Annotated in this window: 20 protein-coding genes and 1 pseudogene; 10 read left to right on the top strand and 11 right to left on the bottom strand. The window is 38.6% G+C overall.

Features of this window, described 5'->3' with window-relative positions:
* Window positions 1-98: 98 nt before the first annotated feature.
* Both crtO and CA730_RS17305 read right to left on the bottom strand, forming a co-directional pair.
* Window positions 99-1,793 carry a beta-carotene ketolase CrtO gene (gene crtO, locus CA730_RS17310; protein ID WP_096669170.1) on the bottom strand — a complete coding sequence of 565 codons (1,695 nt, stop codon included), beginning with the start codon at window positions 1,791-1,793 and terminating at the stop codon, window positions 99-101.
* A gap of 382 nt (window positions 1,794-2,175) precedes the next feature.
* Window positions 2,176-3,558: a cytochrome P450 gene (locus CA730_RS17305; RefSeq protein ID WP_096669168.1), complete on the bottom strand. Its 1,383-nt coding sequence runs from the start codon at window positions 3,556-3,558 to the stop codon at window positions 2,176-2,178.
* A gap of 413 nt (window positions 3,559-3,971) precedes the next feature.
* On the opposite strand from CA730_RS17305, the gene CA730_RS17300 reads away from it, so the two are divergent.
* From CA730_RS17300 to CA730_RS17290, 3 genes are all read left to right on the top strand, one after another.
* Window positions 3,972-6,185 (top strand): phosphoketolase family protein, encoded by a 2,214-nt coding sequence (locus tag CA730_RS17300; protein WP_096669166.1) that lies wholly within the window; start codon window positions 3,972-3,974, stop codon window positions 6,183-6,185.
* 165 nt (window positions 6,186-6,350) lie between these two features.
* The gene (locus tag CA730_RS17295; RefSeq protein ID WP_053538672.1) at window positions 6,351-6,572 is read left to right on the top strand and encodes a ribbon-helix-helix domain-containing protein; all 222 of its coding nucleotides are present in this window, start codon (window positions 6,351-6,353) and stop codon (window positions 6,570-6,572) included.
* Window positions 6,530-6,901 (top strand): type II toxin-antitoxin system PemK/MazF family toxin, encoded by a 372-nt coding sequence (locus tag CA730_RS17290; protein WP_228039348.1) that lies wholly within the window; start codon window positions 6,530-6,532, stop codon window positions 6,899-6,901. The genes CA730_RS17295 and CA730_RS17290 overlap by 43 nt, the downstream gene beginning before the upstream one ends.
* A 265-nt stretch (window positions 6,902-7,166) precedes the next feature.
* Here the strand turns inward: CA730_RS17290 and CA730_RS17285 are convergent, their stop codons facing one another.
* Both CA730_RS17285 and CA730_RS17280 read right to left on the bottom strand, forming a co-directional pair.
* Entirely contained in the window at window positions 7,167-7,586 is a 420-nt protein-coding gene (locus CA730_RS17285; protein WP_231939870.1) for a type II toxin-antitoxin system VapC family toxin, read from the bottom strand.
* On the bottom strand, window positions 7,583-7,819 hold the full coding sequence (locus CA730_RS17280) for a DUF2281 domain-containing protein (protein WP_096669160.1): 237 nt from the start codon (window positions 7,817-7,819) through the stop codon (window positions 7,583-7,585). Before CA730_RS17280 ends, CA730_RS17285 begins: the two co-directional genes overlap by 4 nt.
* 250 nt (window positions 7,820-8,069) lie before the next feature.
* On the opposite strand from CA730_RS17280, the gene CA730_RS17275 reads away from it, so the two are divergent.
* The 3 genes from CA730_RS17275 (at window position 8,070) to CA730_RS17265 (ending at window position 9,600) form a co-directional block, all read left to right on the top strand.
* Entirely contained in the window at window positions 8,070-8,663 is a 594-nt protein-coding gene (locus CA730_RS17275) for a Uma2 family endonuclease (protein ID WP_096669158.1), read from the top strand.
* Window positions 8,664-8,945: 282 nt separating this feature from the next.
* The gene (locus CA730_RS17270) at window positions 8,946-9,200 is read left to right on the top strand and encodes a DUF2281 domain-containing protein (protein WP_096669156.1); all 255 of its coding nucleotides are present in this window, start codon (window positions 8,946-8,948) and stop codon (window positions 9,198-9,200) included.
* Window positions 9,187-9,600, top strand: a complete 414-nt coding sequence (locus tag CA730_RS17265) for a type II toxin-antitoxin system VapC family toxin (RefSeq protein ID WP_096669154.1) — start codon at window positions 9,187-9,189, stop codon at window positions 9,598-9,600. Before CA730_RS17270 ends, CA730_RS17265 begins: the two co-directional genes overlap by 14 nt.
* A 92-nt stretch (window positions 9,601-9,692) precedes the next feature.
* On the opposite strand, the gene CA730_RS17260 is transcribed toward CA730_RS17265, so the two are convergent.
* Both CA730_RS17260 and CA730_RS17255 read right to left on the bottom strand, forming a co-directional pair.
* Window positions 9,693-9,989 carry a type II toxin-antitoxin system RelE/ParE family toxin gene (locus CA730_RS17260; protein WP_096669152.1) on the bottom strand — a complete coding sequence of 99 codons (297 nt, stop codon included), beginning with the start codon at window positions 9,987-9,989 and terminating at the stop codon, window positions 9,693-9,695.
* Window positions 9,990-9,996: 7 nt separating this feature from the next.
* Complete coding sequence (locus CA730_RS17255) at window positions 9,997-10,236, bottom strand: addiction module protein (protein ID WP_370566862.1); 240 nt, start codon at window positions 10,234-10,236, stop codon at window positions 9,997-9,999.
* Window positions 10,237-10,331: 95 nt separating this feature from the next.
* Between CA730_RS17255 and CA730_RS26125 the strand changes: the two genes are divergently transcribed.
* From CA730_RS26125 to folP, 4 genes and pseudogenes are all read left to right on the top strand, one after another.
* The gene (locus CA730_RS26125; protein ID WP_269076479.1) at window positions 10,332-10,745 is read left to right on the top strand and encodes an IS66 family transposase; all 414 of its coding nucleotides are present in this window, start codon (window positions 10,332-10,334) and stop codon (window positions 10,743-10,745) included.
* A gap of 2 nt (window positions 10,746-10,747) precedes the next feature.
* A pseudogene (locus CA730_RS26120) lies at window positions 10,748-11,179 on the top strand (IS66 family transposase); the annotation flags it as partial.
* A 118-nt stretch (window positions 11,180-11,297) separates the two neighbouring features.
* Window positions 11,298-12,023: a triose-phosphate isomerase gene (tpiA, locus tag CA730_RS17245; RefSeq protein ID WP_096671604.1), complete on the top strand. Its 726-nt coding sequence runs from the start codon at window positions 11,298-11,300 to the stop codon at window positions 12,021-12,023.
* Window positions 12,024-12,077: 54 nt separating this feature from the next.
* On the top strand, window positions 12,078-12,923 hold the full coding sequence (folP, locus tag CA730_RS17240; protein ID WP_096669150.1) for a dihydropteroate synthase: 846 nt from the start codon (window positions 12,078-12,080) through the stop codon (window positions 12,921-12,923).
* 253 nt (window positions 12,924-13,176) lie between these two features.
* Here the strand turns inward: folP and CA730_RS17235 are convergent, their stop codons facing one another.
* From CA730_RS17235 to fabI, 5 genes are all read right to left on the bottom strand, one after another.
* The gene (locus tag CA730_RS17235) at window positions 13,177-14,055 is read right to left on the bottom strand and encodes an SPFH domain-containing protein (protein ID WP_096669148.1); all 879 of its coding nucleotides are present in this window, start codon (window positions 14,053-14,055) and stop codon (window positions 13,177-13,179) included.
* A gap of 259 nt (window positions 14,056-14,314) precedes the next feature.
* Window positions 14,315-15,754 carry a polysaccharide biosynthesis/export family protein gene (locus CA730_RS17230; protein WP_096669146.1) on the bottom strand — a complete coding sequence of 480 codons (1,440 nt, stop codon included), beginning with the start codon at window positions 15,752-15,754 and terminating at the stop codon, window positions 14,315-14,317.
* Window positions 15,755-16,367: 613 nt separating this feature from the next.
* Window positions 16,368-17,351: an ABC transporter ATP-binding protein gene (locus CA730_RS17225; RefSeq protein WP_096669144.1), complete on the bottom strand. Its 984-nt coding sequence runs from the start codon at window positions 17,349-17,351 to the stop codon at window positions 16,368-16,370.
* 65 nt (window positions 17,352-17,416) lie between these two features.
* On the bottom strand, window positions 17,417-18,022 hold the full coding sequence (gene hisB / locus CA730_RS17220) for an imidazoleglycerol-phosphate dehydratase HisB (RefSeq protein ID WP_096669142.1): 606 nt from the start codon (window positions 18,020-18,022) through the stop codon (window positions 17,417-17,419).
* 100 nt (window positions 18,023-18,122) lie between these two features.
* Window positions 18,123-18,899, bottom strand: coding sequence for an enoyl-ACP reductase FabI (gene fabI / locus CA730_RS17215; protein ID WP_096669140.1), 777 nt, complete (start codon window positions 18,897-18,899; stop codon window positions 18,123-18,125).
* Window positions 18,900-19,178 lie beyond the last annotated feature (279 nt).

The following is a 19,178-nucleotide window of genomic DNA, read 5'->3' as shown; positions in this document are numbered from 1 at the left end:
AATAAATATGAGTTTTTAATTTATTTTAAAAATCACAACTTTTTGATGTATAAAAATTGGTGCGTTACGCTGCGTTACGCACCCTACATCTTGATTAACTAATTCATCCCAAATACAGAACCAACTGTAGATTTAATCGAGTTTCCGGCATCCTTTAAAGCTTGAGTAAAGGGTTGATTATTCTGCAAAAATACCCTTGCACAATTGCGTCCTGGCATACCGGAAATTGAACCGCCGGGGTGTGTTCCTGCACCTGTTAAAAAGAGATTATCAATGGGGGTTTTATAATTAGCTAATTCTGGCAAAGGTCGGAAAAAGATCATTTGATCCATAGTCATATCAATATGATAATAATTCCCTTTGTATGCGCCTAATCTTTCTCCTAATTCTGCTGGACTTTCCACTCTTCTAGCGATAGTTGCTTTTTTCACATTGGGGGCATAAGTTGCTAATTTGTCAATTACTCTATCTGCAACTTGATTTTTTAATTCATCAGTCCAACCTGTCCCTTTTAAACCTGTGCCGTTTGCATTAGCAATTTGATAAGGTGCAAAAAATTCAATCCATAAAGTATGTTTTCCCGGTGGTGCTAAACTGGGGTCAAGGGCGCTAGGCATGACCACATACATGGAGGGGTCAGAATCGGGAATTTCGCCTAATGTACATTTACTATGAGCCTGTTCTACATGATTCATAGAATCAGCAATTAAAATTGAACCAATGAGATATTCATCTTTATGATCATGATGAGAAAAATGCAAGGGTTCATCTAATGCTAAATCTATTTTGAGGATAGTTTCATTGTTGTTGATAATGCGGCGTTCTAATCTTTCCCATAAATCAGGATCAACGGCATCAATATCACTTTTTTCTGTCATTTGTAAGAATAATCTTTGGGCATCAATGTTAGAAATTACGCCATGTTTAGCCAAAAATTCTTTACCGCCAGCTACCCGGACACCGACAGCTTTAGCATCATTAATTAAAATCTTTTCTACGTGCTGGTCTGTGAGAATTACCCCACCTTTGCTATTAACTAATTTCACCAATGCTTGCACCAATGCACCTGTACCGCCGCGAGGTCTAGCCATGCCAGGATTATGACGCATGGCCATCATCATCACCCCAATAGCGAGATTTTTTTGAGAAGGTGGCGCACCTAATTCAGAAGAGAGTCTAGCTAGGGGTGCTTTGAGAAATTCTTCATCAAACCATTCATTGAGAATATCTTCGGCACTATTAAGCATTGTTCGCACAAAATCAAAGCTTTTTGCGGGAGAACCCACTACAGAAAATAAATCTTTAACCTGTTGAAGATTGTAGTTGCCAAAAATATCTATAATTGATTTGGGTGGAGCATTAAACATGGGTGTCATAGCGTTAATTGCCCGTTGCCAATAATCTGTAAATTCGGCATATTTTTTAGCATCTCTTTCATTGTAACGAGCTATTTCCGCACAGGTTTTTTCTAATGATTTATGAGCTAAGAAATATTTACCGTCGGGGTGAGGACAAAATACAACTGGGTCACATTCTAGATATTCTAAACCATATTTTGTTAGTTCTAATTCTTCTACAACTGGACCTAAATGAATAAATTCATGGTCAATGGCACACAAGTTAAATTTAAAACCTGGTGCTTTGTCTGGAATACATTCTTCTGTTGTGGCTGCACCACCCGGAACAGGACGTTTTTCTAATAGAAGGACGCTATAACCTGCTTTGAGTAAGTAAGCTGCACAAACTAAACCGTTGTGTCCAGCGCCGATGATGATAACGTCGTATTCTTGCATATCTCTTATGATATAAAAACCTGGCTTTTTTATATTATTATATTTAGAGGATGCAAGCAAGTATGGCTCTACCGTTTCCTTTATGTAAAACAATATTTATTGTAGGTTGGGTTAAGGAACGTTAACGAAGTGTGGCGAAGCGATAACCCAACACCCCTGACCATCTTTCTTCTAATGTTGGGTTATGCCTTCGGCACGCTACGCGAACACTTCGTTCAACCCAACCTACAAAAATTAAATTAATATTTTTTCCTATAAGGGTAGTAGTAGAAGCGCAAGTATTAAAAAAATAGATGATAAACCCAGATCCCCGACTTTTTATATGATAATCAGAATTTATTTACAAGATAAAATAAGAAGTCGGGGATCTTAATTGACTAGATTAAACTTTTACTGGTTCTAAATTTGCAGATTTTGGTTGACGAGTATTTTGAATTTCCAAATTTATAGGACTATTTGGACCTGTAACTAACCCCCGTCTTTGTGGTTTGATTTCGTGGGTATCAACTAGTTGCATAGACCATGTTTTCATGACTTTAGCTAATATCAATTTCATTTCCATTTGAGCAAATGCTAAACCTATACAACGTCTAGAACCACCACCAAAAGGTAGAAATTCATAGGGTGAAAATTGTCTTTCTAAAAAACGTTCTGGGTTAAATTTTTCCGGTTGAGGATAAATATCTTCGCGGTGATGAGTTAAATAAATTGAACCCATGATAACTGTACCTGGTTCAAGTTGATAACCACAAATAGAAATAGGCGTTTTAACCTTTCTGGGGAAAGTTAGCATGGCTACAGGATATATTCTTAGTGTTTCGTTGCAAACAGCAGTTAAATATGGCAATTTAAAGATGGTATTAGAATCAGGATTTTCTCCTAAACTATCCAATTCTGTTAATAGCTTTTCCCGAACTTCTGGGAGTTTATGAATCCAGTAAAAAGCCCAAGAAATAGCTGTAGCTGTAGTTTCATGACCTGCGACTAATAAAGTCATTAATTCATCTCTTAATTCTGCATCAGTCATAGGTTGATCATTTTCATCTTTAGCAGACATAAGTAAATTAAGAATATCCGTCCGCTGAGGATCAAAATTTTCTCTTCTTTCTTGAATTTCCTGATAAATGAGTTTATCAGCTTGTTCCTGTTTCTTCATTTGTCGTTTCCAAATTTCTGAAATCCCCAACATCTCTTTGAATTTAGGAAAATACAGAAAAATCACCCTCCAAGGAGTGCTACCCTGTTCTAAAATTTCACAAAGTAAATGTTTAAGTTTTCCTGCTCGTTCTCCTTCATAAATGCCAAAAACAGCTTCCATCATTACCTGAAGAGTGATATCTTGGGTAACATCTCTAGTATTAAAAGCTTGATTTTTTTGCTGCCGATTAAAAACTTTTATCGTAATATTCTCAATTAATTCAGCATAATTTCGCATTCTTTCCCCATGAAAAGGTGGCATAATTAATTGGCGTTGCCGTTGATGTTCTTTACCACTGAGACAAATGACAGAATTTTTGCCAAGTAAATATTCAAAAATACTATTCAATTCTCCTGGTGCTTCCAAGTCTTTATGATCATTACTTAGTATTTGCTGAATAGCTTCAGGAGAATGAACAAATAGAATTGGTGGTAAGTGACTTTGCAATTTTATAGTAAACAAATCACCATACTTTTTAGCACATTCCACCATATAAGGCATTGGTCTGAATATCCAGTTTAAAACTTGAATAGTAGATGGTACTTTTGGTCCTGGTAGTATTCGCATAGATTTCTCCCGGTTTGATTACACAATTAATCATATAATAACTCAACTTCAACTATAAACACTATTGAGGTAATTGAAACTTGTGATGAAACAAAAAACTGAAAATTAATGAATTTATTCTTGGTTTCCAGTTTCTGATGAATTTATTAATGATGACCTTTAAGTACCATCTTCACAGGCGGTTAATTTTTTGGTATCATCCGTGATAATTCTTGGTAATCCGCCTGAATTGCTAATGATAACTATCTTCTTCCTTCTTCCTTCGTGTTCTTCGTACCTTCGTGGTTCATTTAACCTACTTATGGTGATATTGCGAAAAAGCGATTAACTATTAGATCCGCAAAGATGTAAAATTTTGGTTACATTGAACAAACATTTCCGGGTTTTCCGATTTTATTAAGGTACTTATTAGCATGACAGTAATTACGACAAAGGCAGCTTCCGCAGTTCCAAATTTTTGTGAAGGGATACAATATTTTGGGGAAGCATTGCCAGATTTTGAAACTTATGGGGCAACTCCCGTGATAGAATCGGGCAAGAGTGCGATCGCCTCCCCCACAGATGCAAATGCAGTATATCAAACCCTACTCGCCGCTGATGCCCTGCGCTACCTAACGCTACAAGTCACTGGTAGTAAGGCTTCTGGACATCCCGGCGGTTTTGCCAGCCAAGCGGAAGCTTATGCAGCGTTGGTCATGCTGGGACATAAAAACATTATCACCGAAGTAGGACATCACGCCCCCGGTTTTTATAGTGCCATGTTCTTAGACCGTTCTTTAGAAGACATGGGCATTTCTACAGTACAACAATTGCGCGATCGCTTTCGAGAAAAGCATGGATTATTAGGACACCTATCCGGCTACATTCCCGGTATTCTCGCACCGGCTGGACCCCTGGGACAAGGACAACATTTCGCCATGTCTGCTGCCCTCTTGCACCGTGATAAACTCTTCCCCTTCACCGTGGGAGACGGGGGACTGGGTGAACCCTATATCATGAGTTCAATGGCACATTTCAACACCGCTTACCCCACCGTTACCAACTTCTTACCCGTGTTGGTGTGGAACGGTTACAGCCAAGAACACCACAGCATGGTATCATTGAAAACCAACGATGAAATGATCGCCTACTGGAAAGGTAACGGTTTTGCCGAAGTCGTGTTAGTAAATGCTAAAGATTTTGATGATCAAAACCAAGGGGGTGATTATGTTGATAGTACCGCTTTCTCCTTCCAAAAACGGTTAGAATTTACCAAAGCCGTATTAGTAGGCATTGATAAAGCTGCCCGTTCCGCTTTAAGTGGCACATTAACAGTATTTATTATCAAACAACTCAAAGGGGCAGGGGTTCATGCTTTAGGTGCAAAATCCCATAATTTATATCCTAAAGACACCTTAGATTCGCCACATATTGTAACTGCTTTACAAAAGCGGGCTTTATCTGCCCAAGCATGGCAAACAGTCCGCACAAATGCCGAACGGGCCGGAGGTGGACCAGCAGCGAAAACCGCAGTGACAGAATTTGAATTACCCTTAGCAGACATTGGCGAATTACCATTAGAAGAATATGCAATTGGGGGAGAACCAAAAGTTTCTACCACCGCAATGGGAAGGTTAGTAGGAATAGTCGGAAATAAAGATAAAAACTTCCTAGTGACTAACGCCGATGGTAACGAAGCATCAGGAATTGCTAACATTAACCAAGCATTAAAAATCAATCACCCCACCACCGATGATTTATATAATCAAGCCCCAGGAGGTCAAGTTTACGAACCTTTGAGCGAAGATGCTTGTGCAGGTTTAGCCGCTGGTTTATCCTTAATGGGTGCGAGAACTTTGTGGTGTTCCTATGAATCTTTTGCAATCAATGGATTACCAATTTGGCAAACCGTAACCCAAGCAATGGCAGAATTACGCCGTCAAACTCCCTCGACAATTACATTATTTACAGCCGGTGCTTTAGAACAAGGACGCAACGGTTGGACTCACCAAAGACCAGAAATTGAAGCTTATTTTGCTTCTTTGATGAGAACCGGAAATGTCTTCCCATTATTTCCCCCAGATGCTAACAGTATTCAAGTCTGTTATAACTGGGCTTTGCAAACAAAAAATAAGGGCATTGTCATTACTGCTAGTAAGTCTCCTTTGCCAATTCGTAGCACCTTTGCCCAAACTGAAAAAGGCTTAATTGATGGTGCGGTGTTATTACATGAAGTGGCTGGTGGGAAGACTGTTGTATTTGCTGTAATTGGCGATTTGACTTTAATTCCTGTGTTTGAAGCGGCGGCTTTTTTAGAAACTGAAGGTATTGGGGTGAAGATTGTTTCTATTATCAATCCTCGTCGTTTATATCGTCCTCATGATACTGCTTGGGATACTTGTTCTGAACCAGATAACGGTTTTTTAAGTGATGCCGATTTTGAGCAATTGTTTGGTGGAGATGCCTTAATTGGTGTGACAGGTGGCGCTGCGGCGATGTTAGAACCTATCATGTTACGCAGTAATTCAAAACGTGATTCTTTTGCCTGGAAGCGTGGGGAAACTACCGCCAGTGCGGGTGAGTTGATGGCTTTTAATGGTTTGACTGCGGAGGCGTTGACTAAGCGGGCTATTGAGTTGGTGCATTAAGGATTTTTGACCGCAGATGTACGCAGATAAACGCAGATGAACGCAGATGAACGCGGATGATTTTGTGTTTAGTTGCGTAGATTTGCGGTTGTATTATTGGTCAAACTACTAGACTAAAAATATCAAATTAAGCTATACTACTTATAGTATGACTGTGGGTAGGATATGGCTAAAATCTCAATTTCATTGCCAGAGGAACTACTAAATTACATTGACCAAAAAGTTGAAAACCGTAGTGCGTTGATTGAAAATCTCTTGAAACAATGGCAAGAAAAACAACAAGATGAAGCACTAGCCGCAGCTTGCGCTTTGGTTGATGAATTAGAATTAGGTTGGGAAAGTGAATGGCAAAACATAGCGATTACCGAATGGGAAGCATCTGGATAGTAACATTTGATCCATCTGTAGGTACAGAAATTCAAAAAACTCGTCCAGCACTGATAATTTCTGGGACTTTGTTTAACAACCAACGCAGCAAAGTCACAGTTTTACCTTTTACTTCCGTAAAACCGAATAACCCCCGCATTTCACCTGCGGTAGTTGAAGTACCTACATCAGCGCAAAATGGACTTTCTGTGGATAGTCTTTTAATCTGCGTTGAACCCATGACTTTTGACAAAATTCGTTTAACTCAACAATTAGGAGAATTAGAAGCAGAATTACTAGAACAAGCTCAAAATATTTTGCGGAGATATCTTAGTTTAAACAGCAATTAATCATTTTTGATTGATTCAGTTCATATTATCTCACTTAACCATTACTAGTACACTGCGGCGTAAATAAGCCAACCATTCTCAATCACTAAAAAGCCTATGAACTATTATTTTTGACTTTTGACTTTTGACTTTTGACTTCCGCCCTGCGGTGCTAGGGATTAATAGAGCGATTGTGTAAATAAGAGAAGACAATAGAAGCATCACAGATACACCACCGAAACATTCACATCACCAGAGAATTATCACCCGAACAAAATCAAACGCCCTATTGTGGCATAATTACCGGAATAACTTGATTTTTATTGCGCCGATAGATCAGAAAATCACTATCAAAAGTTAATAAAAAACTATCATTATAAAGCTCAGACATCCGCACCAAACAAGCATCTGCTAAAGACATCGGAACAGATTGATAAGTCTTGAGAAGTTCACCAATAATAACGGCTTCTTCATCTAAATTAAAAGGTATTTTAATAACTCCATTCTTCACCAAACCTATCACAGCATCTTGACCACCATAAACATTTCGCAACAAAAAACAAGCCTCAGAAATTACAGCCTCACAAGTTAATAAAGGAGGCTCAATATTATCCCATTGTGATGTTACCCAACCATGTAAATTATCACGACGGTTAATTACAGCCACCAATGGACCAGTATCTAGTAAAACACATCCCCTCATCATGCACCGTAACCATCCATATAATCTTTATTAGTAGATAAATCATCGGCTGCTTCCACACAACCAACGTATTCTTGAGCCATAGCTAAAGCTGAAATACATGATTTTTGGGTTTGATTAGATAGCTCTTGTTTTTGTATTTTAGCCAACAAAAATTCTACAAAATCTAACGCCTCTTGTTGTTTATCAGGAGGTAATATTTTTACCTTATCTATAATTATTTCTTCAACAGTCATTTGATTTCTACTTGAGGATAAATTAATATTTACTGCTCTGCTATTTGTATTTTATCATATCACTCACTTATTACAACCCAAAAACCCTGTATCTGTTCACATCATCTCACCTAAACATCACCAGCTATCATGTAAATAACAGAGGACAATAGAACCATCACGGATACACCTGGAAACATTCACCTCACCTGAGAATTATCACCTGACCATGAGTTATAATTAAGGTTAAAGTCATAACCATAAAATTACTATGACTATCCAAATCCTAGACAAAACCACCACAATTTCCGAACAGCGATTTCTTCTACCTGGTTATTACACCTGGAAAGAATTTGAAATAATAGAAACCTTAACCGCAGATGCAGGAAATTTGCGGATAAGTTATCTTGATGGGTACATCGAATTTATGACGCTTGGTGAACAACACGAAAATATCAAAAAAATTATCGCTATTTTGATAGAAGCATATCTCTTTGAAAAAGGTATAAATTTCATCCCAGTAGGTAGTGCTACTCGTCGCGCAAAAGAAAAAAGTGCTTCCTTTGAACCTGATGAATCTTATTACATCGGAGAAAAAAAGGAAAATCCAGATTTAGCAATTGAAGTTAATATTACCAGTGGCAGTATTGATAAACTAGAAAAATACAAAAGGTTTAATATTACAGAAGTCTGGTTTTGGAAAAATAATCAATTGTCTCTATATCATCTCAAAAATGATAATTATGAGCAAATTAATCAAAGTGAATTATTGCCAGATTTAGATATAGATTTATTAGCGAGTTGTATTTTAATGCCTTCCATTATTGATGCGAGAACAGAATTGATTAAAGGCATTAAAAAGTAGTAGTTTGTAGGTTGGGTTGACGCAAGGAAACCCAACATAACCCACCATTAATAACACTAAATTACAACCCAAAAACCCTGTATCTATTCACATCATCTCACCCAACCATCACCAACTATCATGTAAATAAGAGAAGACAATAGAACCATCTAATTTAGATCCCCGACTTCTTTTCAATATTTTTCTATCAGATAAATAATTAATCTTAGAAGTCGGGGATCTTTGCGGCGTAGTTTATAATAGAATCATACCGAAAAAATTTACTCAACTTAGGAGTTAATAATGGTAATAAAAATTGCCGAAATATCTAAAGATATTGACACTTTACCAGAAGAAGCGCAAATCTTACTACTAGATTTTATTCAATTACTCAAAAAACGTTATCCACAACCAGAAAATCATCATCAAGAAAAAAGTATCTATGAAAAATTTGATGAAATTGGATTAATTGGTTGTTGTGCTGTGGAAGAAAATTTATCAACCACATATAAAGAAGTTTTATCTAATACATTAACGCACAAATATGATCATAGTTGATACAGGATTTTGGTTAGCTCTTATTGATCAAAAAGACACCCACCACGAAACAGCAAAACAAGCTTTCAAAAAATACAATGAACCTTTAATTACAACATGGTGTATTATCACAGAAACCTGTTATCTTTTGCTAACTCGCAAAGGAGTTCAAGCTCAAGTTACTTTTTTAAATAGTCTGGAACAAAAATTATTTACAGTTTTTAATTTAGAACCTCACCATACTCCGCGAATTATTCAATTAATGGAAAAATATGCTAATTTGCCAATGGATTTAGCTGATGCTTCCCTAGTAATTTTAGCAGAACATTTAGGACATGGACGCATTTTTTCAGTAGATCAAAGAGACTTTAACACCTATCGTTGGAAGCAAACTTATCCTTTTGAAAATTTGCTATTTTGAAGTAATTACCTGTATCTGTTCACATTATCTCACTCAAGCATTACTAGGTGTTACTAGGTATTACTAGAGCGAATTATCACCTGAATTAAATCTTAGAAACGCCTTTCCCATTGTTGCGGATCACGTTTAACATGAAAACAACCAATAATAGAAATTGTTTCATCTATAATAATGTAAAGTAATCCATAAGGAAACTTGCGAATTAACTTTTTTCTAACTTGTTCGTGAACAATTGGACAAGCAAAAGGATTACGTTGAATAGTTGAAAAACTAGCATCAACAACACGAATAAATTCAGAACCTAATCCAACAGTATGCTGTTCATACCAATTATAAGCATCCTCTAAATCAAGTTCTGCTTCTGGTGTAATGAAAATTTTGTAAGTCATATATTAACTAACGATTAAATTTTTGTTTCACTTCCTCCCAGCTAGAAACTTGATGAGGATTTTGATAATAAAGTTCTAAACGTCTCTCCAATTCCTTTTTTTGAGCATCACTAATAGTTACATTATCAGCATCTACAGTGATACTATCCCAAATATCTTGGACTAGTTGGATTCTTTCCGCAATAGTTAATTGTAAAATGTTTTGAGGTAGTAAGTTCTCCATAAATCTTCCTATTTGAGTAGACAATATTTTTATTTTAACTCATCATTAACAACTAGTACCGCAAGGCGTTCGTCAAAAGTCAAAAGTCAAAACGAATATACAATGAGCTTTCCAGTAGTTTGGAATGGTCTATTTATTTCCGCCGACCTGTACTAGTCACATTTTTTGAAATTGCTCTGACCCGTTGTACCCAAGGGGCAAAGAATTTATTGGGTGAGAACTTCAGTGGCATTTTGAACTCTGACCGTCATGGGGCTTACAACTGGGTAGACCTGGAACGTCGGCAATTGTGTTGGGCGCATTTGCAACGGGAATTTATCAAAATATCGGAACGGACTGGAGTCTCGGCAGAATTGGGAACTGCACTGGTGAAACAGCAAGAGAAGTTGTTTGAACTTTGGTATCGAGTCCGAGATGGTACTTTGTCTCGTGGTGATTTTGTAGAGTTGGTTCGGGAGAATCGCTCATTCATTAACGCAACTTTACAAGAAGCTAACGAATATGAGATTACAGCACGGGAAAAACTCCCTTAGCAAAAACAGTTCGTACTTGTCGTCAATTACTCAAGGTTGAGTCGGCGATGTGGTTGTTTGTGACAACTGTTGGTGTAGAACCTACTAATAATGCTGCCGAAAGGGCTATTCGCCCTGCTGTGATTTGGCGACGGACTAGTACCGCAAGGCGTTCGTCAAAAGTCAAAAGCAATATTGGGCAAGCTTTTTGGCGATTAAGAATGGTTGATTTATTTACGCTGTGCTGTACTAGTTTTGGCTCTCAAACTCAGGCTAGTAGTGTTTTTGTAGCTCGGATGCTCACGGTGGTCACAACTCTCAAGTCCCAAAAGCGTAATGTTTTGGAGTTTATGACTTGTGCTGTTGTTGCTGCTCGTGGTGGTACAAATGCACCTTCTTTGCTTCCACAAGTTACTGCTGATTCTGATGATTCTGACTTGTTAAAAGCTGCTTAATTTTATTGCTTGATTTGGGGGTGGTTTTTCTTCTTCTTTACACCCCCTGAACGGTTACTAAAAAAGTAGTACATTAAAAGGTGCATCTAGTAACATTAAAATTTTGATTAAATCACCTGTGCGGAAAATCGTTATTGCTGGTAACTGGAAAATGTTCAAAACCCAGGCAGAATCCGCAGAATTTTTAAGCGGATTTTTGCCTCACCTGGAGGAAACCCCCTCAGAACGAGAAGTGGTAATATGTCCTCCCTTCACCGACTTAAGCCTGGTGTCGCAATCTTTACATGGTAGCCGTGTAAATTTGGGCGCACAAAACGTCCATTGGGAAGAAAGTGGAGCATATACAGGCGAAATCGCCGCCTCTATGCTAATAGAAATCGGTGTGCGTTTTGTCATAGTTGGACATAGTGAAAGACGGCAATTCTTCGGAGAAACAGACGTAAGTGTCAATCTCCGTCTCAAAGCCGCCCAAAAGCATGGACTCACACCCATTCTCTGTGTTGGGGAAACTAAACAACAGCGAGACGCGGGGGAAACGGAATCAATAATTAGCACCCAGTTAAAAAAAGACTTGGTAGATATTGATCAAACTCACCTAATTATTGCTTATGAACCAATTTGGGCAATTGGTACTGGTGATACCTGTGAATCTAAGGAAGCAAATCGGGTAATTGGCTTAATTCGCAGTCAATTAACTAATCCCCTCGTTCCTATTCAATATGGCGGTTCAGTCAACCCGAATAATATTGATGAAATTATGGCACAACCAGAAATTGACGGCGCTCTCGTTGGTGGAGCTAGTCTAAAAGCTGATAGTTTTGCCAGAATTGTCAATTATCAATAATGGGGATTGGGGATTGGGGATAAATCAATTAGAAATTAAAAGTTAAAAAATTTCATGTCTAACAACTTAACTATCCGAAATCATTGTTTTGATTGGGGAAAGCGGACTTATATCATGGGGATTTTGAATGTTACCCCTGATAGTTTTAGTGATGGTGGTAAATTTAACACCACCTCAGCCGCCTTAACCCAGGCAGAAGCCATGGTGGCTGCTGGCGCTGATATCATTGATATTGGTGGACAATCCACCCGTCCAGGGGCGGAGCAAGTCTCCCTAGAAGCAGAACTGGAGCGGGTGCTATCTGTTTTGGAGTTGCTGCGTCCAGTAGTTGATGTCCCTATTTCTGTAGATACAACTAGAGCAGAGGTAGCCAAAGCAGCGATTATTGCTGGAGCAGATATAGTCAATGATATTTCAGCGGGGACATTTGACCCCCAAATGTTGCCAACTGTGGCTAGTTTAAATGTGCCGATTGTGTTAATGCACATCAAGGGAACTCCCCAAACTATGCAAAAATGTACTGATTATGAGGATTTAATTTCTGATATTTATAAATTTTTATTTGAGCAAATTACAAATGCTAGGCTTTTAGGAATTGATCAAAGTAAAATAATTATTGATCCTGGTATTGGTTTTGCTAAAAACCATCAGCAGAATTTAGAAATTTTTCGCTGTTTAGAATCACTAAAAACTCTTAATTCTCCAATTTTGGTGGGAGCATCTCGTAAAAGTTTTATTGGTAATATTCTTAATCAACCAGATCCAACGTTACGGGTTTGGGGAACAGTCGCCGCTTGTTGTGCGGCTATTTTTAATGGTGCAGATATTCTCCGAGTTCACGATGTTCGAGAAATGCAAGAAGTTACTCTGGTAGCAGATGCTATTTTTCGTGAAGAGTAGGGGCGCGGGCACCGCGCCCAGTCAGGAGTCACCGCGTTAGGAGTCACCCAGTCAGGAGTCACCCAGTCAGGATGAAGAAGAAAGAAGAAGAAAAAAAGGAAGAATATATTAAAATTTAGGCGTTGCTGATTAAGGGTATGAATTTTAGTCTCACGCAAAGGCGCAAAGACGCACTGAGGTTTGAGTTTTAAAGATTCAATTTGGGAATTTCATACCTCAATTCAGCAACGCCGAAAATTTAATGGTATCAAACCTAATTAGATCCATTGCCATTGCCATTTCCTTTGCCATTACCGGTTCCATTGGCGGGATTTTTGCCATGATTTTCTTGTACTGAATCAGAAATCAATTCCTGAAACATTTCTGTTGAGTTAGCAGGATCTACAAATACAATTTTGGCATTATTGCTTTCACCTAGTTTTTGACTCGCATCTACATAATCTTGGGCAACAAGATACCTTAAAATATCCTTACTTTCAGGGTGAGAACGCAAGGCTTCAGAAATTATTTCTATTGATGTTCTAGTTCCTTCGGCTCTTTTAACTGCTGCTTGTCGCTCTCCTTCGGCTGCTTCTATTGCTGCCTTTTTTTTAATTTGTGCATTTTGTTGTTCTTCCATTGACTTGCGTACAGTCTCCGGTGGGGTGATCCGCTGAATGTCTAAACGGATAATTTCAATTCCCCATGCGGATGTAATTGGATTTAATTCAGCTAATATACTTCTGTCCATCTCGTCTCTGGACATATTAGTATCTTCTAAGGAATTTTGAGCGATATTTTCCCGCAGGGTTGTTGTAGCTAAGTTCGCTAAAGCTGTTTGTAAATCATCAATGGCATAAAAGCTTTTTTCAATGTCTTTGATGCGCCAGTAAATAATTGCATCAACTTCTAAGTAAACTCCGTCCTTAGTAATTACATTTTGCGGTTTAATATCTAATAACTGCTCTCTGGTTGTATCCTCCATCACAATTTGATCGAGAATGGGAACTATGAAACTCAGTCCAGGATTTAGTTTGCGATGATACCGCCCCAAGCGTTCAACTAAGGCGACATTCCCTTGATTTACCATCTTTGCAGATGCGAAGGCATAACCTACTAGAGCTAAAAATATGATAAAAATTATTGGATCCATTCAGTTATTCTCCTCTTTCAGCTTTGGGTAGAATTGATTGTTAGAGTTATGGCTGGCATTAACTGTAAATTAAAATGGGTTAAGTGCGTAATTTCCCGATTGTTAACTATAAAAATGATAAACCTGCGATCGCATTATAGGCGATCGCTATACCTCTAATCATGAGTTGCCGAAAAAAATAACCTAAGATGTATAATAATTATGTTTTGGGTCTAGATTTTTTGAGTGGAAACCTAGAAAACCAATCTTTCGACTTAAGCTAAAATCCAGTAGTAAATAGTCTGATAATCCCCAAGATAGTACCTAAAGGACCGGCTACAGTATTAACTCTATCACCAGTTTTAGCTAACACATTGCGATCAACTACGACAACATCATTGTTGCGAAGGATCGGATTGGTTTCCTCATTAATTCCCTTAGATAAATCCACTTTAATTGGACGTTTAGTAACTGTACCATTGCTATTGAGGCGAATTAATTCTACAGTTCCTTTACTGGCTCTACTATCATTAAAACCACCAGCGGCTAATAATGCCTGATTTAAAGAGCTATTTGGTTGTAATCTTACCGCCCCTGCTCTTTTGACTTCACCCACTACACCCACTTCAATAGTATTTGGGGACAGAGTTGTTGTTGCTAATTGGGTAGATTCGGCGGCACTAATATCCGTAGCTGTAGGAATGATGATAGTATCGCCATCTTGCACCACTATGTCTTGATTTATATCACCGCTTTGTAGTAATTCCCATAGGTTAATATCTATAGTTTGTTCCGTACCAGTTCGGGTAGGACGGCGTAATTTAATCTTCCGAACATCCGCAATGGACGTAATTCCCCCTGCTAGTTGTAAACTCCGCATTACAGTGGGTAAACCACCACCAGCACCACCACCCTCTGCCCCACCGCCATTTCCAGCAGTAACAAGATAAGAACCAGGACGGTAAACTTGACCAATTACCACCACTGTGCGCGGTGAACTTTGACTAGCTGCAAAGTTAGCTGCAAATAAATTCCGGGCTTCAGCCACATTTAAACTGGCGGCAGTAGGGACCACAATGGTATCTCCATCTCGTAAGGTAATCTCCTGGGATATTCTGCCTGTTTGCGTCAATTCCTTTAAGTTTAGGGCGACTGTCTGTTCTCCTGAACGTCCTACCTTGCGGCGTAATTGCACTTGAGTTACATCTGCTGCCAGTGTTACACCCTGGGCTATGGTGAGGGCGGCTAATACCGTTGGGTATTGGACACCGGGGTTATTTCCTGCTCCCCCTTCTAAGCTGAGGGTGTAAGCACCTGGTCTTGTTACTTCTCCAGCAACAAACACATTAATGGGACGGGGTGATAATAAGTTGACGGAAATGAGGGGACGTTTGAGAAAGCGAGCATATCTTCTGGCGATTGTATCAGCAGCTTGTTCTGTGGTTAAGCCCGAAACGGGGATACTGCCAATTAAAGGCATATTAATTGAACCACCGGGAGGGACTTGATATTCTCCTGTATATTCTGGTACTTCAAATACATTAACACGGATGCGATCGCCGCCGCCTAATAAATAATCTGTAGCGATACTACTGGATGTTGATGCTACTGGCTGTCTTTGTGCCAAACTCACAGATGGCAAAATGATATTCACTGTTGTTAACAATGCTAAACCCATCGTTGAGTGGGTGAGAAATTTACACAAATCTTTATTAAGCATATTTACCTGAGAATTGAAAATGACGATATTTAGAGTTATTCGGAAACATTTTAACAAGCTATCAGCTATCAGCTACTTCTGGGTTTAAGTAGGTGGGCGTTAAAAATTGTCGTTGGGGCAAGGGAACAGGGAACTCTTAACTGGGAACAGGAAGAGAGTTTTGAGTGATTTTACTTTTCTTCACATACCTTTAAATTTTTCTGTTCACCTACTTAGATCCCCTTTTCAACAACCTGCTGACGGCTGACGGCTGACCACTGACGGCTCTTTTAATATCGAGTATACTGAAGAATCGTAGTGACTCAACAATTTTATTTTCTAATAAATCTTTAGTTTTCCGGACATAAATAATTTGTTGCGTAAGGAATTTGATTTTAAATCTTCTTTGAGGTTAGGAAATATTTTCAGTGCTCTTTGCAAGTTAAGTTTCCTAACTTATAACAATTTTCGATTCTATATTAACAACAAATTTACCACCTGATGGTACATTCATAGCCCTAAATTGATTAGGAAGTATTAACACATAAGTAACTGATTTTTAGAATGATCAAATAATTCGCGAAAAATACTACTTATGGGTGATTTATTCCTCTTATTTGTCTAGTTGTTTGTGCTAATTAAGGGGATGATTTCGGATTTGAATTTGATGGATAAAAAACTCTTCTAGAGATTGACGTGACAGATTCATAGTGATAACTTTTCCCCCCATTAATCTCAAACTAGACAGAAAATCATAATAATCTTCTTGAAGTATACCCTGCCAAGAACCATCAGCCCCAAATTCTAAATTACCTATCCATTTTTTCAAGATTTCCCCGTCTCCGCCTTGACCTTTAACATGATAGGTGTTTTGATTACCTAAAAGTTCATTGAGAGAACCGCAGCAGATTAATTCTCCTTGAGCAAGAATAGCCACGCGATCGCAAATTTGTTCTACTTCACTCAACACATGACTATTAAAAAATATGGTTTTACCAGATGCTTTCAAAGCCAGAATAATTTCTCGCATTTGGTAACGTCCCAGAGGATCAAGTCCAGACATAGGTTCATCCAAAAAAACTAAATCTGGATCATTGATTAATGCCTGAGCTATACCCACACGCTGAAGCATCTCCTTGGAATAGCGCCGCATTTGCTTTTTGCGAGCATCGGCTTGGGATAATCCGACTAACTCCAATAATTGGGGAATACGTTGAAGTTGTAACTTTTGGGGAATTTGAAATAAACCCGCTGTTAATTGCAAAAATTCCCAACCGCTCAGATATTCGTATAAATAGGAATTTTCTGGTAGGTAGCCAATATACTGCTTGACAGAGCGATCGCCTATAGGTTTACCTAACAATAATCCCCTGCCAGACGTAGGGCGGATAATTCCCAACAATAATTTTAACAACGTGGTTTTACCCGCACCATTAGGACCCAACAAACCAAAGGTTTCTCCTGGGTACACCTGTAAAGAACAGTTTTTGAGCGATACAACCTTTTGATTGAGCCAAAACCCCGTGCGATAGACTTTTCGCAATTCAGAAGTCAGGACTACAGGTTGTTTGTCTAGGGGATTTTGTTGAGAATCGGGGTTGTCTACAACAGAATTCATGGTGATGAAACTACTAACTACTGACTATTTAGAGCTAACTACAGATTAACCGATGCTGAGAATTTTTATAACACCCCTTTAGAACTGGGAATTGTTTCTGCTCGCCGGGAATCAATTTCTACCGCTATTCGCATGGCTCTAGCAAAAGCTTTGAATGTGGCTTCAATAACATGATGGGAATTAATTCCATCCAATTGGCGAATATGTAGGGTCATTTGGCTATGATTCACCAATGCCACAAAAAACTCTCGCACTAACTGGGTATCATAAGTTCCCACCCGTTGAGTAGGAATTTCTAAACCATAACTGAGATGAGGTCTACCAGAAAAGTCTAAAGCAACTTGTACCAAAGCTTCATCTAAAGGCGCAAGAAAATTCCCAAACCGGACGATTCCCTTTTTACTACCCAAAGCTTGGAATAAAGCCTGTCCTAAAGTAATCCCCACATCTTCGTTAGTGTGGTGATCATCAATTTCCCAATCACCTTTAGCTTGAATATCCAAATCAAAAAGCCCATGAGAGGCAATTTGATGGAGCATATGATCTAAAAAGGAAATACCTGTCGAGACTTTACATATTCCTGTCCCATCAAGATTGATAGTAACGTGAACATTTGTTTCACCAGTAGTGCGGTGAACTGAAGCTATCCGAGGCGTTTGATAATTAGTCATTTGTCATTTGTCATTTGTTAGTTGTCAGTTGTCAGTTGTCAGTTGTCAGTGTTACTTCTGATTCCTGATTCCTGACTCCTGACTTCTTAATTCTGCCGTATTACATTCCCATAATTTCATATCCCGCATCTACATACAGGATTTGTCCAGTAATACCGCTTGCTAAATCACTGCATAAGAAAGCTGCTGTATTACCTACTTCTAATTGAGTAACGGTGCGACGGAGAGGGGCTAATTGTTCAACATGATGAATCATATCTAAGATACCACCAACTGCTGAAGATGCTAAGGTGCGAATTGGTCCAGCAGAAATACCATTAACGCGAATATTGTCGGGACCCAGTTCTGCTGCCAAATACCGGACACTGGCTTCTAAACCAGCTTTAGCAACACCCATGACATTATAGTTAGGAATTGCGCGAACTGCTCCCAAATATGTAAGAGTAATAATACTTCCACCTTCAGTCATCAAAGGTTTGGCTGCACCGCTTAACTGTACAAGTGAATAAGTGCTAACTTCTAACGCTGTATTGAAACCAGAACGAGAAGTTTGACTAAAACCTCCGGTCAAATCTTCTTTTTTTGCAAAGGCCAAACAATGCACTAGAATATCTATTTTCCCCCATTCTTGCCGGATGGTTTCAAAAGTAGATTGAATTTGCTCGTCATTTTCAACATTGCAGGGCAAAAATAGGCTAGGAGTGAGCGGTTCTACCAATTCAGAAACTTTTTTTTCCATTTTACCCTTGTCATCTGGCAAGTAGGTAATGCCCAAATTAGCCCCAGCTTTGTGTAGTTGTTGGGCAATTCCCCAAGCGATAGAACGGTTATTGGCAATACCTGTAACTAGGGCATTTTTTCCTGATAGATTGAGCATAGAAATTGCTAATTTAATTCATCATTAGGAGCATACTAGAATCTGAGCCTAGTTTGACTGCATTAGGCTAGGGATTTTTCAAAATGCTCCAGGAGTAGGCAGTAAGTCCCAAAAAACTATGCCCATGTTTACAAAAATTCTCAAGAAATTGACAATTTTTAGAGGCAAAACTTTTGGAGTATAATTAGTGAAACTACTTATCAATAATTACTAGCTAAACGGAACAACAATTATGTATCATAATAACCGAAAGGGGAGGAATTCTGCGTTTGAGTATAG

Source organism: Dolichospermum compactum NIES-806, assembly GCF_002368115.1.
GTDB classification, from domain to species: domain Bacteria; phylum Cyanobacteriota; class Cyanobacteriia; order Cyanobacteriales; family Nostocaceae; genus Dolichospermum; species Dolichospermum compactum.
The sequence above is the reverse complement of the archived record's forward strand: the minus strand, read 5'-3'. Positions and strand labels throughout refer to the sequence as shown.